Origin of the sequence: Cryobacterium sp. TMT2-15-1, from assembly GCF_004402345.1 — a bacterium.
Taxonomy (GTDB): Bacteria; Actinomycetota; Actinomycetes; order Actinomycetales; family Microbacteriaceae; genus Cryobacterium; species Cryobacterium sandaracinum.
In genome coordinates, this window is the sequence record NZ_SOGD01000044.1 from 1 (window position 1) to 17,120 (window position 17,120).

12 protein-coding genes and 3 pseudogenes are annotated in these 17,120 nt (G+C 66.1%); 4 read left to right on the forward strand and 11 right to left on the reverse strand.

All coding sequences use genetic code 11. The features are described from left to right. The 10 genes and pseudogenes from E3O62_RS11845 to E3O62_RS11890 all read right to left on the reverse strand — a co-directional run. A pseudogene (locus E3O62_RS11845) lies at positions 1 to 257 on the reverse strand (IS3 family transposase); the annotation flags it as partial. Positions 258 to 398: 141 nt separating this feature from the next. Next, positions 399 to 1,496 (reverse strand): annotated as a pseudogene (locus tag E3O62_RS11850) (transketolase); the annotation flags it as partial. 83 nt (positions 1,497 to 1,579) lie between these two features. Then, the gene (gene tal / locus E3O62_RS11855) at positions 1,580 to 2,704 is read right to left on the reverse strand and encodes a transaldolase (protein WP_134398636.1); all 1,125 of its coding nucleotides are present in this window, start codon (positions 2,702 to 2,704) and stop codon (positions 1,580 to 1,582) included. Positions 2,705 to 2,832: 128 nt separating this feature from the next. Then, positions 2,833 to 3,747 carry an aldose 1-epimerase family protein gene (locus tag E3O62_RS11860; RefSeq protein ID WP_134398637.1) on the reverse strand — a complete coding sequence of 305 codons (915 nt, stop codon included), beginning with the start codon at positions 3,745 to 3,747 and terminating at the stop codon, positions 2,833 to 2,835. Beyond that, positions 3,744 to 5,261, reverse strand: coding sequence for an alpha-N-arabinofuranosidase (locus tag E3O62_RS11865; RefSeq protein WP_134398638.1), 1,518 nt, complete (start codon positions 5,259 to 5,261; stop codon positions 3,744 to 3,746). Before E3O62_RS11865 ends, E3O62_RS11860 begins: the two co-directional genes overlap by 4 nt. A 74-nt stretch (positions 5,262 to 5,335) precedes the next feature. Continuing rightward, the gene (locus E3O62_RS11870) at positions 5,336 to 6,274 is read right to left on the reverse strand and encodes a carbohydrate ABC transporter permease (protein ID WP_134398639.1); all 939 of its coding nucleotides are present in this window, start codon (positions 6,272 to 6,274) and stop codon (positions 5,336 to 5,338) included. Next, positions 6,274 to 7,227: a carbohydrate ABC transporter permease gene (locus E3O62_RS11875; protein ID WP_241973461.1), complete on the reverse strand. Its 954-nt coding sequence runs from the start codon at positions 7,225 to 7,227 to the stop codon at positions 6,274 to 6,276. Before E3O62_RS11875 ends, E3O62_RS11870 begins: the two co-directional genes overlap by 1 nt. Positions 7,228 to 7,335: 108 nt before the next feature. Then, on the reverse strand, positions 7,336 to 8,685 hold the full coding sequence (locus tag E3O62_RS11880) for an ABC transporter substrate-binding protein (protein ID WP_134398640.1): 1,350 nt from the start codon (positions 8,683 to 8,685) through the stop codon (positions 7,336 to 7,338). A gap of 229 nt (positions 8,686 to 8,914) precedes the next feature. After that, positions 8,915 to 9,934 (reverse strand): LacI family DNA-binding transcriptional regulator, encoded by a 1,020-nt coding sequence (locus E3O62_RS11885; RefSeq protein WP_134398641.1) that lies wholly within the window; start codon positions 9,932 to 9,934, stop codon positions 8,915 to 8,917. Between the two features lie 84 nt (positions 9,935 to 10,018). Further along, a complete protein-coding gene (locus E3O62_RS11890) occupies positions 10,019 to 11,044 on the reverse strand; it encodes a LacI family DNA-binding transcriptional regulator (RefSeq protein ID WP_241973462.1) in 1,026 nt (341 codons plus the stop codon). Between the two features lie 248 nt (positions 11,045 to 11,292). Here E3O62_RS11890 and araB point away from each other — a divergent pair, with 248 nt between their 5' ends. The 4 genes from araB to E3O62_RS11910 all read left to right on the forward strand — a co-directional run bounded on the left by araB (position 11,293) and on the right by E3O62_RS11910 (position 15,635). Further along, a complete protein-coding gene (gene araB / locus E3O62_RS11895; protein ID WP_134398642.1) occupies positions 11,293 to 13,017 on the forward strand; it encodes a ribulokinase in 1,725 nt (574 codons plus the stop codon). Next, positions 13,014 to 13,724, forward strand: coding sequence for an L-ribulose-5-phosphate 4-epimerase (locus E3O62_RS11900; RefSeq protein ID WP_134398643.1), 711 nt, complete (start codon positions 13,014 to 13,016; stop codon positions 13,722 to 13,724). The genes araB and E3O62_RS11900 overlap by 4 nt, the downstream gene beginning before the upstream one ends. Further along, positions 13,724 to 15,241 (forward strand): L-arabinose isomerase, encoded by a 1,518-nt coding sequence (araA, locus tag E3O62_RS11905; RefSeq protein WP_134398644.1) that lies wholly within the window; start codon positions 13,724 to 13,726, stop codon positions 15,239 to 15,241. Before E3O62_RS11900 ends, araA begins: the two co-directional genes overlap by 1 nt. A gap of 175 nt (positions 15,242 to 15,416) precedes the next feature. Beyond that, a complete protein-coding gene (locus E3O62_RS11910) occupies positions 15,417 to 15,635 on the forward strand; it encodes a hypothetical protein (protein ID WP_134398645.1) in 219 nt (72 codons plus the stop codon). Between the two features lie 206 nt (positions 15,636 to 15,841). On the opposite strand, the pseudogene E3O62_RS11915 reads toward E3O62_RS11910, so the two are convergent. Beyond that, a pseudogene (locus E3O62_RS11915) lies at positions 15,842 to 16,450 on the reverse strand (alpha/beta hydrolase family protein); the annotation flags it as partial. Positions 16,451 to 17,120 lie beyond the last annotated feature (670 nt).

Below are 17,120 nucleotides of genomic sequence, written 5' to 3' on the forward strand. Positions count from 1 at the left end.
GTTGGTGAGACGGGCGTCGACCCGGTCGCGCTGGGAGATGGGGTCGCGCTTCCACTGGTAGAACGCTTGTTTGGAGAAGCGCAACACCCGGCAGGTCACCGTGACGGGGACACCGTCGACGGCCAGTTCACGGACCAGCGGGTAGATCATTTTGGGTTGACGTCCCGGGACAGATACGCGACAGCCCGGCGCATGACCTCAGCTTCCTACTCGAGCAGCCGGGTGCGTTTCTTGGCATCCCGCAGTTCCGCGGACTCCTTCTCGGTCACGCCCGGCTTGACGCCTTCCTCGACGTCGGCTNCGGCGGAACTCGGGTGGGTAGGGCTTGGGCATGTTGACATCCTTCCAGCGAAGACGAATCTCCACAGGTTAGGAGTCAACCAAACCGGGGGCAGTCCCTCCTTTCCGGCGGGGAAGACGGGTAGTGCGTCCTGGATTCCTTCCGGTAGATCTCCGCTCAGCACCCGGTCCAGCAGCACTTTGCGGTCGGGCTGGGCCAGCGCCCAGGCGTCGAACTGCAGCTGCCACTGGGCACGGGATTCCCAGCCACGCTCGATGGCACCGCGGGTGTGAGCGAGCACGGCCGGATCGACGGTGAAGGCTTCTGCCGGGTCGAAGCCGAGCACGACCTTGACCGCGGCGAGTTCCTCCGAGCCGAGGGCCGACCCGTGGATCTTGCCGCTGTTCTGTTTCGTGGGCGACGGCCAACCGATGATCGTCTTGAGGATGATGATCGACGGCTTGGACGTCTCTGCTTGGGCGGCCTCGATCGCATGGTTCAGGGCTGCGACGTCTTCGACGTAGTCGCCCGTCTTCTTCCAGTCCACGGTCTGCACGTGCCAGTCGTACGCGGCGTAGCGGGCGGCAACGTCCTCGGTGAACGCGATATTGGTATCGTCCTCGATGGAAATCTGGTTCGAGTCATAGATCACCACGAGGTTGCCGAGCTGCTGGTGACCGGCCAGCGAGGACGCCTCGCTCGTGATTCCCTCCTACAGATCACCGTCACCGGCGATCACGTACACGAAGTGATCGAACGGGCTGCCGCCAGCCACTGCATCCGGATCGAACAGGCCTCGCTCGAAACGTGACGCGTACGCGAATCCGACGGCGGAGGCCAGACCCTGGCCGAGCGGCCCTGTCGTGATCTCCACCCCGTCCGTGTGGCCGTATTCCGGATGTCCGGGTGTCTTGGATCCCCAGGTCCGCAGTGCCTTCAGGTCGTCGATCTCCAGGCCATAGCCGCCCAGATAGAGCTGGATGTACTGTGTCAGGGAGCTGTGTCCGACGGAGAGAATGAACCGGTCCCGACCGAGCCAGGCACTGTCACTGGGGTCACGGCGCATGACCTTTTGGAACAGCAGGTAGGCGACGGGTGCGAGACTCATGGCCGTCCCCGGGTGCCCATTTCCCACCTTCTCGACTGCATCGGCAGCCAGGATGCGGCTCGTATCAACGGCTTTGTCGTCGAGGGAAGTCCAGAGGAACGTGGACATGAAGGTACTTCCAGTCTTTGTACGAGGTACTGCAGCCGATTCCCGATCCTGGTGGGCTGCCTGGGGAGCGGGTCAGAAGCGGGTCATACTGAGGCCGACGGCGTCCGCACTTCCAATGCTTTCCCGACGGCGTGTAGGAGCTCGTCCCAGGAAGCAACGAATTTTTCGACACCCTGGCGCTCCAGCAGTTCGGCGACCTCGTCGTAGGAGATGCCCTGGTCAGCAATTGCGTTGAGCAGCTCCCTGGCTGTGTTGTAGGAGCCCGTGATCGTGTCGCCGGCGACGACACCGTGGTCGAAGACCGCGTCAAGCGTCTTTTCGGGCATCGTATTCACAACAGCCGGTGCGACGAGCTCAACGACATAGGTGGTGTCGAGGAGACCAGGGTCCTTGACTCCGGTGGACGCCCACAGCGGTCGTTGCCTGTTGGCCCCCGCGGATAGGAGCTCGGCGGCGCGGTCAGTCCTGAATGCGTTTTCGTACACTTCGTATGCGAGCTGGGCGTTCGCGATGCCGGATTTGCCCTTGAGGGCAGCTGCTTCCGCGGTGCCCATAGCCTCGAGGCGCTTGTCGATTTCAAGATCAAAGCGTGAGATGAAGAAGGAAGCGACGGAGTGAATTGTCGTCAGGTCGATGCCCGCCTGACGAGCCCTTTCGAGTCCGGCGAGGTACGCGTCGATCACTTCGGTGTAGCGCGAGAGGCTGAAAATGAGTGTGACGTTGACACTGATGCCGGCGGCGATCGTTTCCGTGATCGCGGTCAGGCCGGCGCGGGTGGCCGGGATCTTGATGAGCACGTTGGGCCTGTCAACGGCCTCGAAGAGTGCTTTCGCACGCGCGATGGTTCCGTGAGTGTCGTTCGCGAGGTCGGGCTCGACCTCGATAGACACGCGGCCGTCGGCCCCGTTCGTCGATTCATAGATGGCACGGAAGACGTCGCAAGCGTTGGCAACGTCCTCGGTCGTGATTTCGAAGAGGGTGTCCTCGACACTGGCCCCTGCCGCGGCTTTCTGCGAAATGGCGTCGTCGTAGTCCGTACCGGACGTGATCGCGGCGTGGAAGATGCTGGGGTTGGTGGTGACACCGGTAACTGTTTTCTGCTCAATCAGCTCCCGGAGGCTGCCCGTCCGGAGGCGACCACGGGAGAGGTCGTCGAGCCAGATGGAAACGCCGGCGTCGGACAGTAGCTGTGTGGGGGTATTTGTCATGTCATAACTCCTTGGACTTGGGGATTGTCGTCACGATTGTGCTCCGGACTTGAGACCGGTTGAGACGGCTAGCAGTGCCGCAGTAGTTCTCAGCGTCGGTTCTTGAATATCCTCCCGACCAACCACCGCTACGTAATGGCAGCGATGATCCAGCTCGACCGGTGGGACTCGCCCGGCATCAGCCGGATGAGATCGGTCCCGGAATTGAAGGCGTCCGGCGGACAGGTCATCGGTTCGACGGCCAGGCCGAGCCGGTTGATACCCGGTGCCGGCAGGTCGGCGGTGTGGATCTGCAGCCACGGGCAGTCCGTTCCCCAGCTCATGGTCACGCCGCTGCCGCCGGCCTCGCGCAGCTCAACCGTGGCGACGCCGTCGGCGTCGCGCACGAGCGCGGTGAAGGCGTGGTCGATCTGCACGGAACCGATCGGGCGCGGCTGCCGGAAGTCGAACGGGCCGCCGTCGACGTCGGTGAGGCCGACCGGCAGCAACCGGTCGGGCGTGACCCGCAGGTACCGTCCGGCCGGCAGGCTGAGCTGCCAGCTGTCCAGCGGCGAGTCGCCGGCGCGCAGATAAGGATGCGGGCAGACCCCGTATGGAGCCGTGCCGGTGCCGGAGTTCGTCGCCTCGACCGTGGTCGTGAGCCCCTCCGCCGAGAGCAAATAGCGGGCGACCAGGTCGAGCTGGAACGGGTAGCCGTCGCCGGCCGGCAGCCGCACCCCCAGCACAACCTCGCTGCCGCTGTGCGTCACCAGCTGCCAGTCCCGGTCGAAGACGAGCCCGTGCAGGGCGCAGTCGCGCGACGGTTCGTTGATCAGCAACTGCCGGGTCATTCCGTCGAGGTGGTACCGCCCGTCGGCCACCCGGTTGGGCCAGGGTGCGGCGAGCGCCCCGCGGAAGTTGACCATCGGCTGATCCTCCGCGAAGCTGACGATCAGGTCCCGTGAGTCATGCTGCAACACCCGCAGGGTGGCCCCGATCCCCGTCACGACGGCCCGGTAGCCGTGGGCGGAGATCTCGTACTGGGCCCGCGACGGCTCGGTCACTCCGCCCGCAGTTCGAGGGCCGTCCAGGAGACCGGCGGCAGGGTGAGCGTGACCACTCCGTTCGCGTACAGCGCGGACGCGTTGGCGGCCAGGCCGACGCGGTCGCGGGCCTCGAGCGTGTTCGCGGCGTAAACATCCGTGTCGCTCAGGGTCTGCACCTCGATGATGCCGATTTGCCCGAGAGCGGCGACGTCGATCGTGATCGTGGCGTCTTCGGTCTGTGAACGGTTCACCAGGAACACGGATGTCCCCCCGGTCGCCGCGTCATGCGTCGCGACTGCGTCGACAAGCGGCACGGTGCCGTAGACCTCGGTGTCGTAGTGCTCTGCTTCGAGCTTGACCTCGAGGGCGACTCCGGTGGCGAGCCGCGAGGTGACCGCAAACGGGAAGAAGGTCGTCTGCCGCCAAGCCGGACCGTTCGGCTCGGTCATGATCGGCGCAATCACGTTGACGAGCTGCGCGAGCGAAGCGCTGGTCACGCGGTCGGCATGCTTGAGCAGTGAGATCAGAAGACTGCCGAACACTACGGCATCCGCCACCGTGTAGGAGTCTTCGAGCAGGCGAGGCGCGACCGGCCAGTTGTCGAGGCCGGTGATCTTGTCGACGCCCTCGAACCGGTCGATGTACCAGACGTTCCACTCGTCGAAGGAGATGTTGATGGTCTTGTCACTGCCCCGCACGGCCTTCACGTGGTCGGCGGTCGCGACGACCGATTCGATGAACCGGTCCATGTTTACGCCGGAGGCCAGGAAGGAGTCAAGGTCGCCGTTCTTCTCCTCGTAGTAGGCGTGGCAGGAGATGTAGTCGACGTCGTCGTAGGTGTGGCCGAGCACGACACGTTCCCACTCACCGAAGGTCGGCATCTGCGCGCTCGAGGAGCCGCAGACGACCAGTTCGACCGACGGGTCGAGCTGGCGCATCCCCTTCGCGGTGCGGGACGCGATCTTGCCATAGTCGTCGGCCGAGCGGTGGCCGAGCTGCCACGGGCCGTCCATCTCGTTGCCGAGGCACCACATCTTCACGCCGAAAGCATCCCGCTTCCCATTGGCGATCCGACGTTCGGCGAGATCCGTGCCGTTGCCAAGGTTGGCGTATTCGAGCAGGTCGAGCGCCTCGGACACTCCCCGGGTGCCGAGGTTGACGGCGAGCATGAGCTCGCTGCCGACCTTCTCCAGCCAGGACGAGAATTCGTGCAGGCCGATCTGGTTGGTCTCGGTGGAATGCCAGGCTAGGTCGAGCCGGGTCGGCCGCGCGGCCCGGGGGCCCACGCTGTCCTCCCAGCGGAAGCCGGAGACGAAGTTGCCGCCGGGGTAGCGGATCGCCGAGACGCCGAGCTCCTTGACGAGGTCGATCACGTCTTCGCGGAATCCCTCCGCGTCGGCCGAGGCGTGCCCGGGTTCGTAGATACCGTCGTAGACGCAGCGGCCGAGGTGTTCGACGAACGATCCGAACAGGCGGCGGTTGATGGCTCCGACCGTGAAGTGCGGGTCGAGGGTGAGGCTGGCGGTAGACATGGTGTTTCTTTCTTCGTGCTGGTCAAGACGTGGGAGGGTGCGAACGACGGATGCCCGGGGTCCGGGCCGGCCGCCTACTTGAGCGCGCCGAGCGAGAGGCCGCCCTGCCAGTACTTCTGCAGGGAGAGGAACGCGATGATGAGCGGGAGCACCGAGACGAAGGCACCCGTGACGATCAGGTTCCAGACCTGTTCGCCGCCGGCGCCGGCGTTGGACAGCGCCTGCCAGTTGTTCAGTCCGACGGTCACAGGCAGCAGGTTCGGGTCGCTGAGCACGGCGAGGGGCAGGAAGAAGTTGTTCCAGGTGCCGACCACCGAGAGCAGCAGCACCGTGACGATTGCGGGCCGCAGGAGCGGCAGCGCCACCTGGAAGAAGGTGCGCAGTTCGCCAGCCCCGTCGACGCGGGCGGCGTCGAGCAGTTCGTCCGGAATGGCATCCTGCGTGTAGACCCGCATCAGGTAGACGCCGAAGGGGCTGAGCAGCGAGGGCAGGATGACGGCCCAGATCGTGTTGACCAGGCCGAAGTTGCTCAGCAACACGAAGGTCGGGATCACGAGCGCCGTCATGGGCACCATCACGGCGCCCAGCAGCAGCGCGAAGAAGGCGTTGCGCCCGCGGAACCGGTACTTCGCGAAGCCGTAGCCGGCGAGCACCGCGAGGATGGTGGCGCCGATGCCGGCGGTGAACGCGTAGAAGAACGAGTTGCCCAGCCAGCGCCAGTAGATGCCGCCCTGGTGTTCGAACAGGCCGGCGATGTTGTTCCACAGGTTGAAGTTCTCGTCGAACCAGAGCGGCCCACCGGTGCCGCTGAAGAGCCCGGCGGTGTCCTTGGTCGCGGCCACGAGGAGCCACCACAGCGGGGTGATGAAGTAGACCACGAGGATGAGCAGCAGGATGTGCGACCCGATCCGTTTGCCGCCGTCGCGCGCTGTGTTGCGGCGGCGCACGAGGGAACCGGAGCCGGCCTGGGCGGGCTGCACGGGGGCATCCGTCCGGGGCGTGAGAATCGCCATTATTTGAGTCCGCTCTGCTTGCGGGTGAGGAAGAGGAAGAGGTAGGAACCGATGAAGACCACGATGCCGAGCGCGAAGGAGATCGCCGCGGCGTAGTTGAACTGGCTGTAGGAGAAGGCGAGCGAGTACGCGTACATGTTCGGCGTGTAGGACACCGGGATGGCGCCCTGGGCGACGGCCCGGAGCACCTGTGGTTCGGTGAAGAACTGCAGGGTGCCGATCAGGGAGAAGATGAGCACCATCACCATCGAGGAGGAGATCATCGGAATCTTGACGCGTAGGGCGATCTGGCGGCCGTTCGCACCATCCAGGCGGGCGGCCTCGTAGATGGCCGGGTCGATGCCGCGCAGGGCGGCGTAGATGATGATCATGTAGTAGCCGGCCCATTGCCAGGTGACGATGTTGACGAGGCTGGCGAAGATGCTGCCCTGGGACAGGAAGTCGGGGGCGGCGAGGCCGACGAGGCCGAAGATGTCGGTGGCCGGTCCGAAGCGGGGGCTGTAGAGGAAGCCCCACATCAGCGCCCCGATCACGACGGGGATGGCGTAGGGCACGAAGATCATCAGTCGGGAGAACTTCGACAGGGCGGTGGAGAGGTTGTCGAGCACGAGCGCCGCCACGAGGGCGACGATCATCTGGGCGGGGATCATGATCAGGGCGAACTGGCCGACCCGCCCGAGCCCACCGAGGAAGATCGGGTCGGTGAATGCCTTCGCGTAGTTCGCGAACCAGGTGAAGGAGGTGCCGGTGGCGAGGGTGCTCGTGTGCAGGCTCATCCAGAATGCATAGGCGAGAGGTGCCACCAGGAAGGTGAGGAAGACGATGCCGAACGGGGCGACGAACAGCCAGCCCCAGCGCTGTCGCTTGCGGTCCATCCGGTCGATGCTGTTTTTTCGCGGCTTCCGAACCGGCAGCGGCGGGGCCGCCTTGGTGGCCGCAGGCGTGAGTGCCATGAATTCATCCTTTTTCCAAGCGATTTTCCAAGCGAAGCCCTGAGGGGCTGCGGGATGCTGCCGGCCGGCCGGTGAGACCGGCCGACAGCGAGTGCGGGGTGAGCCGCGTTACTCGGCGACCGTGAACCCCTGCTCGGCCGCGTACTTCACGAGGGTGGCCTGCAGGTCGTCGAGCGCCTGCGAACCGTCCTGCTCGCCCTGCACCATGGAGTAGAGCTCCTCGGTCAGCTGGTCGTAGGCGTAGTTCTGGAACGGGCTGAACGTGGCGCCGTCATAGCCGGCGGCCGCGGTCAGGAAGACCTCCTTATTGATCTGCTGCCCGCCGAAGAACGGGTACTCGAGGTTGACGAAGTAATCGGAGTCGAGCATCGGCGCGTAGGAGGGGAACAGTGCGCCCTTTTCGACGCCGATCTTCCACGCTTCGTCGGTGCCGAAGATCTCGATGGCCACCTGGGCGGCGAGCTCCTTGTCCGTGGCTTGGCTGGTCACGGCGAAGGTCGAACCACCCCAGTTGACCTGCACCGGGTTCGCGGCGTCCCACTGCGGCAGCGGGGCGACGCGCCAGACGGCATCCGTGTCGGCGTCGGAGAGTCCCTGCAGATAGCCGGGTCCCCACGCCGCGGCGAGGTAGACGGCGTAGGTGCCGTCAACCAGGCTGGTGTTGTAGTCGGCGGTGAAGGCGTCGTCGGTCGTGACGAGGCCCTTCTGCACGAGGCCGTTCCAGTAGTTCAGCACGTCCTTCGATCCCTGGTCGTCAACGGCGATGCCGATGTCGGTCGGGCTGGTCGAGTCGTAAACGAACGGCACCGATCCGGCCTGGGCGAACAGTGCCTGGTTGAAGGCGCGGCCGTTGGTCGGGAAGTTGACCAGCACGCCGTCGGAGCCGGCGGACTTGAGGGCCTGCGCCGCGGTCTCGAACTCGGCCCAGGTGGTGGGAACGGGGATGCCGTACTGGTCGAAGAGATCCTGCCGGTAGAGCATGCCCATCGGGCCGCCGTCGACCGGGATGGCGTAGACGGCGTCGCCGCTCGACGCATCCTTCCAGGAGCCCTCGGTGTACTTGTCCTTCACATCGTTGGCACCGTACTCGGTGAGGTCGACGAGGGCATTGCGGATCGTGAAGCTCGAGAGCACCTCGGACTCGAGCATGATGACGTCCGGGGCACCGGACTTCGACTCGATCGCGGTGGAGAACTTGGTGTATTCGTCGTTGCCCTGGCCGGCGTTGGTCCAGCAGACCTGCACATCGTCGTGGCTGGTGTTGAACACGTCGACGACCTCTTCGAACGCGGGGTACCAGGCCCAGACGCTGACCTGGGGTGCATCCTTGTTCACGATCTTGTTCGTGCAGGAGGCTTCCGGCTTCGACTTCGATGCGGCGCCTTCGGCGGAGCATCCGGTGAGCGCGACGGCGGCGACGGCGATGACGCCGACCGCGGCCATGAACTTGACCTTCATGTTTTTGGTTTCCTCTCACGGTGTTGGAACACCGTTGTTCAAACTGTGATCAGCGCGTGAGGCGGCTGAGTGGTGCAGGAGGTGGTGCGGTCATTCTGAGACGCCAGCGGGGGCGAGGGGCCGTCGTTGGGTGCTTTACAACGTTGTAGGTAAACGTTGTAAATTTATCATTGCGAGTCCGTGGGCATGTTGTCAAGCGAATCGCCGAGATTCATCCGGGCAATGCCGGTCAGGCGGTCAGGGGCCCCGTGGACTCACGTTCGACCACGCGGAAGTCGGCCAGGATCTCCCGGGGCGGGGCGGCCGGGCCGGTGTCCGCGATGCGTTCGAGCAGGATGCGCACGGCGGTCTCGGCGATCTCTTCCCGGCCGGGATCCACGGTGGAGAGGGTCGGCAGGCTGTATTGGGCCTCGTCCAGGTCGTCGAAGCCGATCGCCGCGACGTCCGCCGGGATGCGGAGCCCGGCCTCCTGCAGCACCCGCATGGCGCCGAGGGTCAGGGTGTCGTTGAGCCCGAAGACGGCGTCGAAGTGCACCCCCGACGCGAGCAGTTCGCGCATCGCGGTCGCGCCGTTCGACCGGTGCCAGAGCGTCGTGTAGCCGATCAGGGCCGGATCGAAGGGGATGCCGGCAGCCTCGAGCGCCTCGCGGTAGCCGCGCAGGCGCAGACCGGCCGAGCCGATGATTTCCCCCTCGTGCGCGCCGATGATGGCGATGCGGCGGCGCCCCTGACTGATCAGGTGTTCGGTGGCGGCCCGCGCGGCGTCCACGTTGCGCATCGTGACGTGGTCCGTCGGTCCGCCGAAGATGCGTTCGCCCAGCAGCACGAGCGGATAGCCCACACTCAGGTGCTCGGCGTCGTCACTGTCCATGCCGAGGGCGCTGAAGAGCAGGCCGTCGGTCATCTGTCGGCGCGGGCTGGAGAGCAGCTCAATTTCCCTGCGGCGGTCGCCTCCGGTCTGTTCGATCAGCACGGTCACGTGGTGGCGCTCGGCCGAGCGGATCACGGCATCCGCAAGCTCCGCGAAATAGCTCAGCGACAGCTCGGGCACGGCGAGGCCGATCACGCCGGTGCGCCCGGAGCGCAGGCTGCGGGCCGATAGGTTGGGCTGGTAATCGAGTTCCGCAATCGCCTCGAGGACACGCTGCTTGGTCGAGGGCCGGATATGCGGGTAGTCGTTGATGACGTTGGAGACCGTCTTGATCGAGACCTCGGCGATCCGCGCAACGTCGTGCAGCGTTGCCGCCATGAGGACCCCTTTGGTATGCGAACGACGGATGCGTCGACATCCGTTCTCAGATATTTTACAACGTTGCACCCCTCTCCCGTGCAGTCAGGGGCGCCGGGGCGCAGTGCTCCCCCGCACGATCAGTTCCGGCTGGATCACGGGGATCAGCTCGGCGGGCTCGCCGCCCATCAGGCGCAGCACCCGCTCCACCGCCAGCCGGCCGACCTCGTTGAAGTCGAGGCGAACGGTGGTGAGGCTCGGCTGGAAGTAGCGGGCCTCGCTCATGTCGTCGAAGCCGACCACGCTCACGTCGCCGGGCACCTGGACGCCCCGCTCGGCCAGCGCCTTGATCACGCCCAGGGCCATCGAGTCGTTGGCCACCAGGACCGCGGTGATGGAGGGGGCGTCCGCGATGGCCAGGCCGGCCCGGTAGCCGGAATCGGCCGTCCAGTCGTCGGTGCGGAACTCGGGATTGACCGTTCGGCGGTGCTCGGCGAGTTCGGCCAGCCAGCCCGTACGGCGCGCGTCCGAGGCCATCCAGCCGGGCGGGCCGCCCACGTGCCAGACGGTCTCGTGGCCCAGCTCGAGCAGGTGCCGGGTGGCCAGTCGCGCGCCGAGCGCGTCGTTCATCGACACGGCCGTCGAACTGGCCGGGGAGCCCTGTTCGAACCGCACGATTGCCACCTCGTGGTCCAGCCCGCGCAGCACCTCGACGGCGGCCGTCATGGGGGCGAGCACGATGATTCCGTCGACCGCGTCCGCGACGAGCGTGTCCAGCGCGGCACGGATGCCCGCCGAATCGACCTGGGGAATGCTCACCAGGCTCGTGGCGTAGCCGTTGCGCCGCGCCTCCTCAGCAATCCCGAACAACACCAGCGCCGACCCGTGCACCGGGAGGGAGTAGGAGACGACGCCCAGGTTCATGGACCGGTTCGTCGCGAGGGCGCGTGCGGCGGAATTGCGGTTGTAGCGCAGCTGCGTGATGGCCCGTTCGACCCGTTCGCGCACCTCCGGACCGACGTTGCTGTGCCCGTTAACGACGCGGGACACGGTCTGCTGCGACACTCCGGCGAGTTTCGCCACGTCGATCATGCGCACGCTGCGGCCGCCCGGTCGAGGCTCCCTGCTCATCTGCACTCCCCTCCCGAGGGGAGATCCCTGGTTGAAACATGTTAGCGCACCATGCACAGTGTTTTTAATGCCTGAAGGGAGAGGGAATCAGCCGCTCCACCGGCAGTGAAGCCGTGGCAACAGCGCACCGATCACTGATTGACACGCCCTGATAGTGCGCTAACATGCATCAACGTCAACAATCATCAACGGCGAATCCCGCACGAAGTTGGCGTTCTGTATCCGCATGCCGGCAAGGGAGTCGATTCATGAGCGAGACCGCAGCACAACCCGATGCGCCCACATCATCCGGCGCCGAGTCCTACGTCATCGGCGTCGACTACGGCACCCTGTCCGGCCGCGCGGTCGTCGTGCGGGTCTCGGACGGCGCCGAACTCGGCTCGGCCGTGCTCGACTATCCGCACGCGGTCATGGACACCACCCTCGCTGCCACGGGCGGGAAGCTGCCGCCGGAGTGGGCGTTGCAGGTTCCGCAGGACTACGTCGCCGTGCTGAAGAGCGCCGTGCCGGCCGCCGTCGCCAACGCGGGCATCGACCCGGCCCGGGTCATCGGCGTCGGCACCGACTTCACCGCCTGCACCATGGTTCCGGTCATCGCCGACGGCACCCCGCTCAATGAGCTCCCCGGGTACGCCGACCGCCCGCACGCCTACGTCAAGCTGTGGAAGCACCACGCGGCGCAGCCCCAGGCCGACCGCATCAACGAGCTCGCGGCGGAGCGCGGCGAGAGCTGGCTGCCGCGCTACGGCGGACTGATTTCCAGCGAATGGGAGTTCGCGAAGGGCCTCCAGCTGCTGGAGGAAGACCCGGAACTCTACGCGCGGATGGACCACTGGGTCGAGGCGGCAGACTGGATCGTCTGGCAGCTGACCGGCCACTATGTGCGGAACGCCTGCACCGCCGGCTACAAGGGCATCCTGCAGGACGGCACCTACCCCGGGGAAGACTTCCTTGCCGCGCTCAATCCCGGCTTCGCGCGCTTCGCCACCGAGAAGGTGGCCCATGAGATCGGGCAGCTGGGCGCATCCGCCGGTACCCTCTCCGCAGAGGCCGCGGCCTGGACCGGACTGCCGGAGGGCATCGCCGTGGCGGTCGGAAACGTCGACGCGCACGTCAGCGCTCCGGCCGCCCAGGCCGTGCTGCCGGGCCAGATGGTGGCCATCATGGGCACCTCGACCTGCCACGTGATGAACTCGGACCGGCTCGCCGAGGTGCCTGGCATGTGCGGGGTCGTCGACGGCGGCATCGTCTCGGGGCTCTACGGCTACGAGGCCGGGCAGTCCGGCGTGGGTGACATATTTGCCTGGTACGTCAACAACCAGGTCCCCGCCCGCTACTTCGCCGCGGCGGAGGCGGCGGGCCTGAGCGTGCACCAGCACCTCACCGAGTTGATCAAGGACCAGCCCGTCGGCGGGCACGGGCTGATCGCCCTCGACTGGCACAGCGGCAACCGCTCGGTGCTCGTCGACCATGAACTCTCCGGGCTCGTGCTGGGCACGACGCTCACCACCCGGCCGGAGGAGATCTACCGGGCCCTGCTCGAGGCCACCGCGTTCGGCGCGCGCACGATCGTCGAGACCTTCAACGCGAGCGGGGTTCCGGTGACCGAGTTCATCGTGGCCGGTGGGCTACTCAAGAACGCGTTCCTGATGCAGACTTATAGCGACATTCTGCGGATGCCGATTTCCACCATAGACAGCGGGCAGGGGCCCGCGCTCGGCTCGGCCATCCACGCGGCGGTCGCCGCCGGCGCGTATCCCGATGTGCGCGCGGCCGGCCAGGCCATGGGAAAGCTCAACAAGAACGTGTACACGCCCAACGACGCGGAGGCGACGGCCTACGACAAACTGTTCGCCGAGTACTCGCTCCTGCACGATTACTTCGGCCGGGGCGCGAACGACGTGATGCACCGGCTGAAGGCGCTAAAGCGCGACGCAGGTGCATCGCTCGACTCGGCGGCGGTGCCGGCATGAGCTCTTTCGGCCCCGCCGTCGACGCGGCCATCCTGCGTGTCCGTGAGGACGTCGCCCGGCTGCACGGCGAGCTCACCCGCTACGGGCTCGTGGTCTGGACCGGTGGCAACGTCTCCGGTCGGGTGCCCGGCGCCGACCTGTTCGTGATTAAGCCCAGCGGCGTCGACTACGACGATCTCACGCCCGAGAACATGATCCTGTGTGACCTCGACGGCGCCGTCATCCCCGGCTCCACCGGTTCCGACCGGTCGCCGTCGAGCGACACCGCCGCGCACGCTTACGTCTACAGCCACCTGCCGGAGGTGGGTGGAGTCGTGCACACCCACTCCACCTACGCCACCGCGTGGGCCGCCCGCGGGGAAGCGATTCCGTGCGTGATCACGGCCATGGCCGACGAGTTCGGCGGGCCCGTACCGGTCGGCCGGTTTGCGATCATCGGTGACGACACGATCGGCCGCGGCATCGTCGACACCCTCACCGGCCACCGCTCCCGCGCGGTTCTGATGCAGAACCACGGCCCGTTCACGATCGGCAAGGATGCCCGCGACGCCGTCAAGGCCGCCGTGATGGTCGAAGACGTCGCCCGCACCGTGCACCTCGCCCGCCAGGGCGGCGACCTCATCCCGATCCCGCAAGCGGCGATCGACTCCCTTTTCAACCGCTACCAGAACGTCTACGGACAAGCACCTCAAGGAGCACTGCGCTAATGCCAACACTCACCACTACCCTCGACCACTACGAAGTCTGGTTCCTCACCGGCAGCCAGAACCTCTACGGCGCGGAAACCCTGCGGCAGGTCGCCGAGCAGTCCCGGGCGATCGCCGACGCGCTCGGCGCGAGCAGCGCCATCCCGGTGAAGATCGTCTGGAAGCCCGTGCTCACCGACTCGGAGTCGATCCGCCGGGCCGCGCTCAACGCGAACTCAGACGACCGTGTAATCGGCCTGATCGCGTGGATGCACACCTTCTCTCCCGCGAAGATGTGGATCTCCGGGCTCGACGCCCTGACCAAGCCGCTGCTGCACCTGCACACCCAGGCCAACGTCGAACTGCCGTGGAGCGAGATCGACTTCGACTTCATGAACCTCAACCAGGCCGCGCACGGCGACCGGGAGTTCGGCTACATCCAGACCCGCCTCGGCGTCTCCCGCAAGACCGTCGTCGGTCACGTCTCCAACCCCGCCGTGACGCACCAAGTCGGAACCTGGACCCGCGCGGCCGCCGGTTGGGCCGCATCCCGCAGCATGAAACTCGCCCGCTTCGGCGACAACATGCGCTACGTCGCCGTCACCGAGGGCGACAAGACCGAGGCCGAGCTGCGCTTCGGCGTGCAGGTGAATACCTGGCCGGTCAACGAACTCGCCGAGGCCGTGCACGCGGCGACGGATGCCGACATCACCGCCCTAGTCGCGGAGTACAACGACCTCTACGACGTGGCCCCCGAATTGCGCAGGGAAGGCGAGCGCCACGAGTCGCTCCGATACGGTGCCGCGATCGAGATCGGACTCAAGTCCTTCCTCGAGGCCGGCGGCTTCAGCGCCTTCACCACGAGCTTCGAAGACCTCGGCGCGCTCCGCCAGCTGCCCGGCCTCGCCGTGCAGCGGCTGATGGAACAGGGCTACGGCTTCGCCGGGGAGGGCGACTGGAAGACGGCCATCCTCGTGCGCGTGGCCAACGTGATGGGCGCCGGCCTGCCCGGCGGCGCGAGCCTGATGGAGGACTACACCTACGACCTCACCCCAGGGGCCGAACTGATCCTCGGCGCCCACATGCTCGAGGTGAATCCGGCACTCTCGACCGAGAAGCCCACCCTCGAAATCCACCCGCTCGGCATCGGCGACCGCGAAGACCCCGTGCGCCTGGTCTTCAACGCCGCCCCCGGCCCCGCCGTCGTGGTCGCGATGAGCGACATGCGCGAGCGGTTCCGTTTGATCGCCAACGTGGTCGAGGTCGTTGAGCCCACCGAGGCACTCCCGAAGCTCCCGGTCGGCCGCGCCGTCTGGCGCCCCGCGCCCGACTTCGCCACCTCCGCCGCGGCCTGGCTCACCGCCGGCGCTGCCCACCACACGGTCATGTCGACTGCCGTCGGCATCGAGGTATTCCAGGACTACGCCGAGATGGCTCACACCGAACTCCTCGTGATCGACCAGTCCACGACATTGCGCGACTTCGGCCGGGAGGTGCGATGGAATCAGGCCTATTACCGGCTGGCGCAAGGACTGTAGCTCCGGGGCGAACACGGGACGCGTGCCTCAACTTGGCGGGGGTCCCTTCGGTCTTACCTTTCGCGGCCGTCGTCGCGGGTGCGAGGGTCGTCGGTCGGTTTCGCTTCGTCGCCGCCGGTAGCCTGGCAGACCTTCACGGTGAGGCGCACGCTACGCTTCCCGCAGCAGATCGGCCGTGGCCGACCGCGAGGCGCAACCGCTCCTGCCGGCGGACGCATTCATCCATGACGTCGCCAGGCTGATGCGCCCAGTCGGGCTGCTCGATGGCGATCGCCATGCTGCGTTCCTCGAGGCGCACAGCAAGGCACTCGTACCGTTCGGCGAGGTGGACCCACCATGCGGGGTGGGTGGCGGCGGCATCGAGCACCCGCCGATCGGCAATCCACGCCAGTAATGCAGGGCGCTCGGTTGCTAACACTGGAGGCTGGTCGGCGGGGCCTGTTTGGATGCATCCCACTCAACGCGTCCACCAGGACGCTCGTCGCACGGTGGTCGGCCGCCGTCGCGGCCAACCGGGCCCGGTCAGGTCCTACGAGACCGCAGATGAGTGTGTCGATCCCAGCCGCGTCGCCCGCAGGCGAAGTTCGTTGATCCCACAAATTAGAGCAAGGCGAGCCAAGAAGTGAGCACTGCCCGCCAGCGATCGCGATCTGAGTTCCAGCTCATTGTGTGATCTGCGTAGAAAGCCTCAAGGTCGACTAGGTCAGGTCGCAGCTCCCAGAGGCGAGTTGAGGGCTCGAACGGCGAAGAAGTATCGAGTGTGCCGTGAAGGATGAGTGTCGGCACCGTTAGCTCTCCGGCCCGAACAATCCAGTCGAAACGGTGTAGTCCAACGGGGTTCCGGAGACCCGTCACTGCAGCTAGCAGCCGGGAGTTGAGCCACGGCAAGGAGAGTGCGCCGGTCCATGCAGGCAGGCCCGAGCGGGCGCAGTTCGCCTCTATCGTCGAGACCCAGTCGAGGACAGGCGACTCGAGCACGAGCCCCACGACGACGCCGCGAAGCTCGTGCTCGGCGGCGAGCTGTAGTGCAATGGCCGCACCCATCGACCACCCAAAGAGGACGACGTCGCGTGCGCCGTTCTCGCGAGCGAAGCGCACAGCCGCGCGCACATCATCAACCTCAGCGGCTCCGAGCTGGGACCTCCCCGCCCCAACGACCGGTCCTTCACCGTCATTCCGATACGTAACGACGAGCGACGTCAACCCGGCATCCGCGGCGACCTGAACGCCACGAAGTGTTCCGGCGCGCGGTCCTCAGCGTTGTCTACGAGGTCTCCCTCGCGGTGTCTGGGGCGGCAACTTCACATTTAGCTACGCCCTCGGCGCAGTAGTCGATGGTTCATTGGCCTTACTGTTTTTTCGGTCGTCCTTCAAATTGCGAAGAGTCCCTCCAGAAACGGCACTTGACCCCATCGAAGCACCGCGATGGAAGCCAATCAAATTCTAGCTATCGGGGTTCGTTTCGCGGTCCGTGGGTGCAGCCAGCTCTAGACCGTTTCGCTAGGACATTCTCGGCGTCTCTCTGCACCCGGAAGGACTCGCCGACGGCTGTTCCCCTGGACCAGCACCAAGCCAGCCGCGAGAATGGAAGCAGCTGAAGTGGCGAGCATAGCCGTCAACACCAAATCGGGTTTCAATATCATCGCCCGCCCGGTCATGGACGTGAATTCGCACTGTAACCCCAGCGGGATCAACGCGATCCGGCCAACGATCGGCTGTGCAGGGTCCACGCTCTCGCGCGACGCCGGGAGTGCGTCCACAACGCACGAATAGCTTGGATCGCGAACTGCATATATCGCCGCAGCAGGCGGCAATGCCATGAAGATAGCCAGCCCGCACAACGCAGCAGCCGCCCATCCCCTTGTTCCCATTCGGCCAT

Bases quoted from the DNA above. Each gene is read 5' to 3' on its own strand.
- E3O62_RS11880 (WP_134398640.1), bottom strand. From the start codon at position 8,685: ATGAAGGTCAAGTTCATGGCCGCGGTCGGCGTCATCGCCGTCGCCGCC.
- E3O62_RS11865 (WP_134398638.1), bottom strand. From the start codon at position 5,261: ATGTCTACCGCCAGCCTCACCCTCGACCCGCACTTCACGGTCGGAGCC.
- E3O62_RS11900 (WP_134398643.1), top strand. From the start codon at position 13,014: ATGAGCTCTTTCGGCCCCGCCGTCGACGCGGCCATCCTGCGTGTCCGT.
- araB (WP_134398642.1), top strand. From the start codon at position 11,293: ATGAGCGAGACCGCAGCACAACCCGATGCGCCCACATCATCCGGCGCC.
- araA (WP_134398644.1), top strand. From the start codon at position 13,724: ATGCCAACACTCACCACTACCCTCGACCACTACGAAGTCTGGTTCCTC.
- E3O62_RS11875 (WP_241973461.1), bottom strand. From the start codon at position 7,227: ATGGCACTCACGCCTGCGGCCACCAAGGCGGCCCCGCCGCTGCCGGTT.
- E3O62_RS11870 (WP_134398639.1), bottom strand. From the start codon at position 6,274: ATGGCGATTCTCACGCCCCGGACGGATGCCCCCGTGCAGCCCGCCCAG.
- E3O62_RS11890 (WP_241973462.1), bottom strand. From the start codon at position 11,044: ATGAGCAGGGAGCCTCGACCGGGCGGCCGCAGCGTGCGCATGATCGAC.
- E3O62_RS11885 (WP_134398641.1), bottom strand. From the start codon at position 9,934: ATGGCGGCAACGCTGCACGACGTTGCGCGGATCGCCGAGGTCTCGATC.
- tal (WP_134398636.1), bottom strand. From the start codon at position 2,704: ATGACAAATACCCCCACACAGCTACTGTCCGACGCCGGCGTTTCCATC.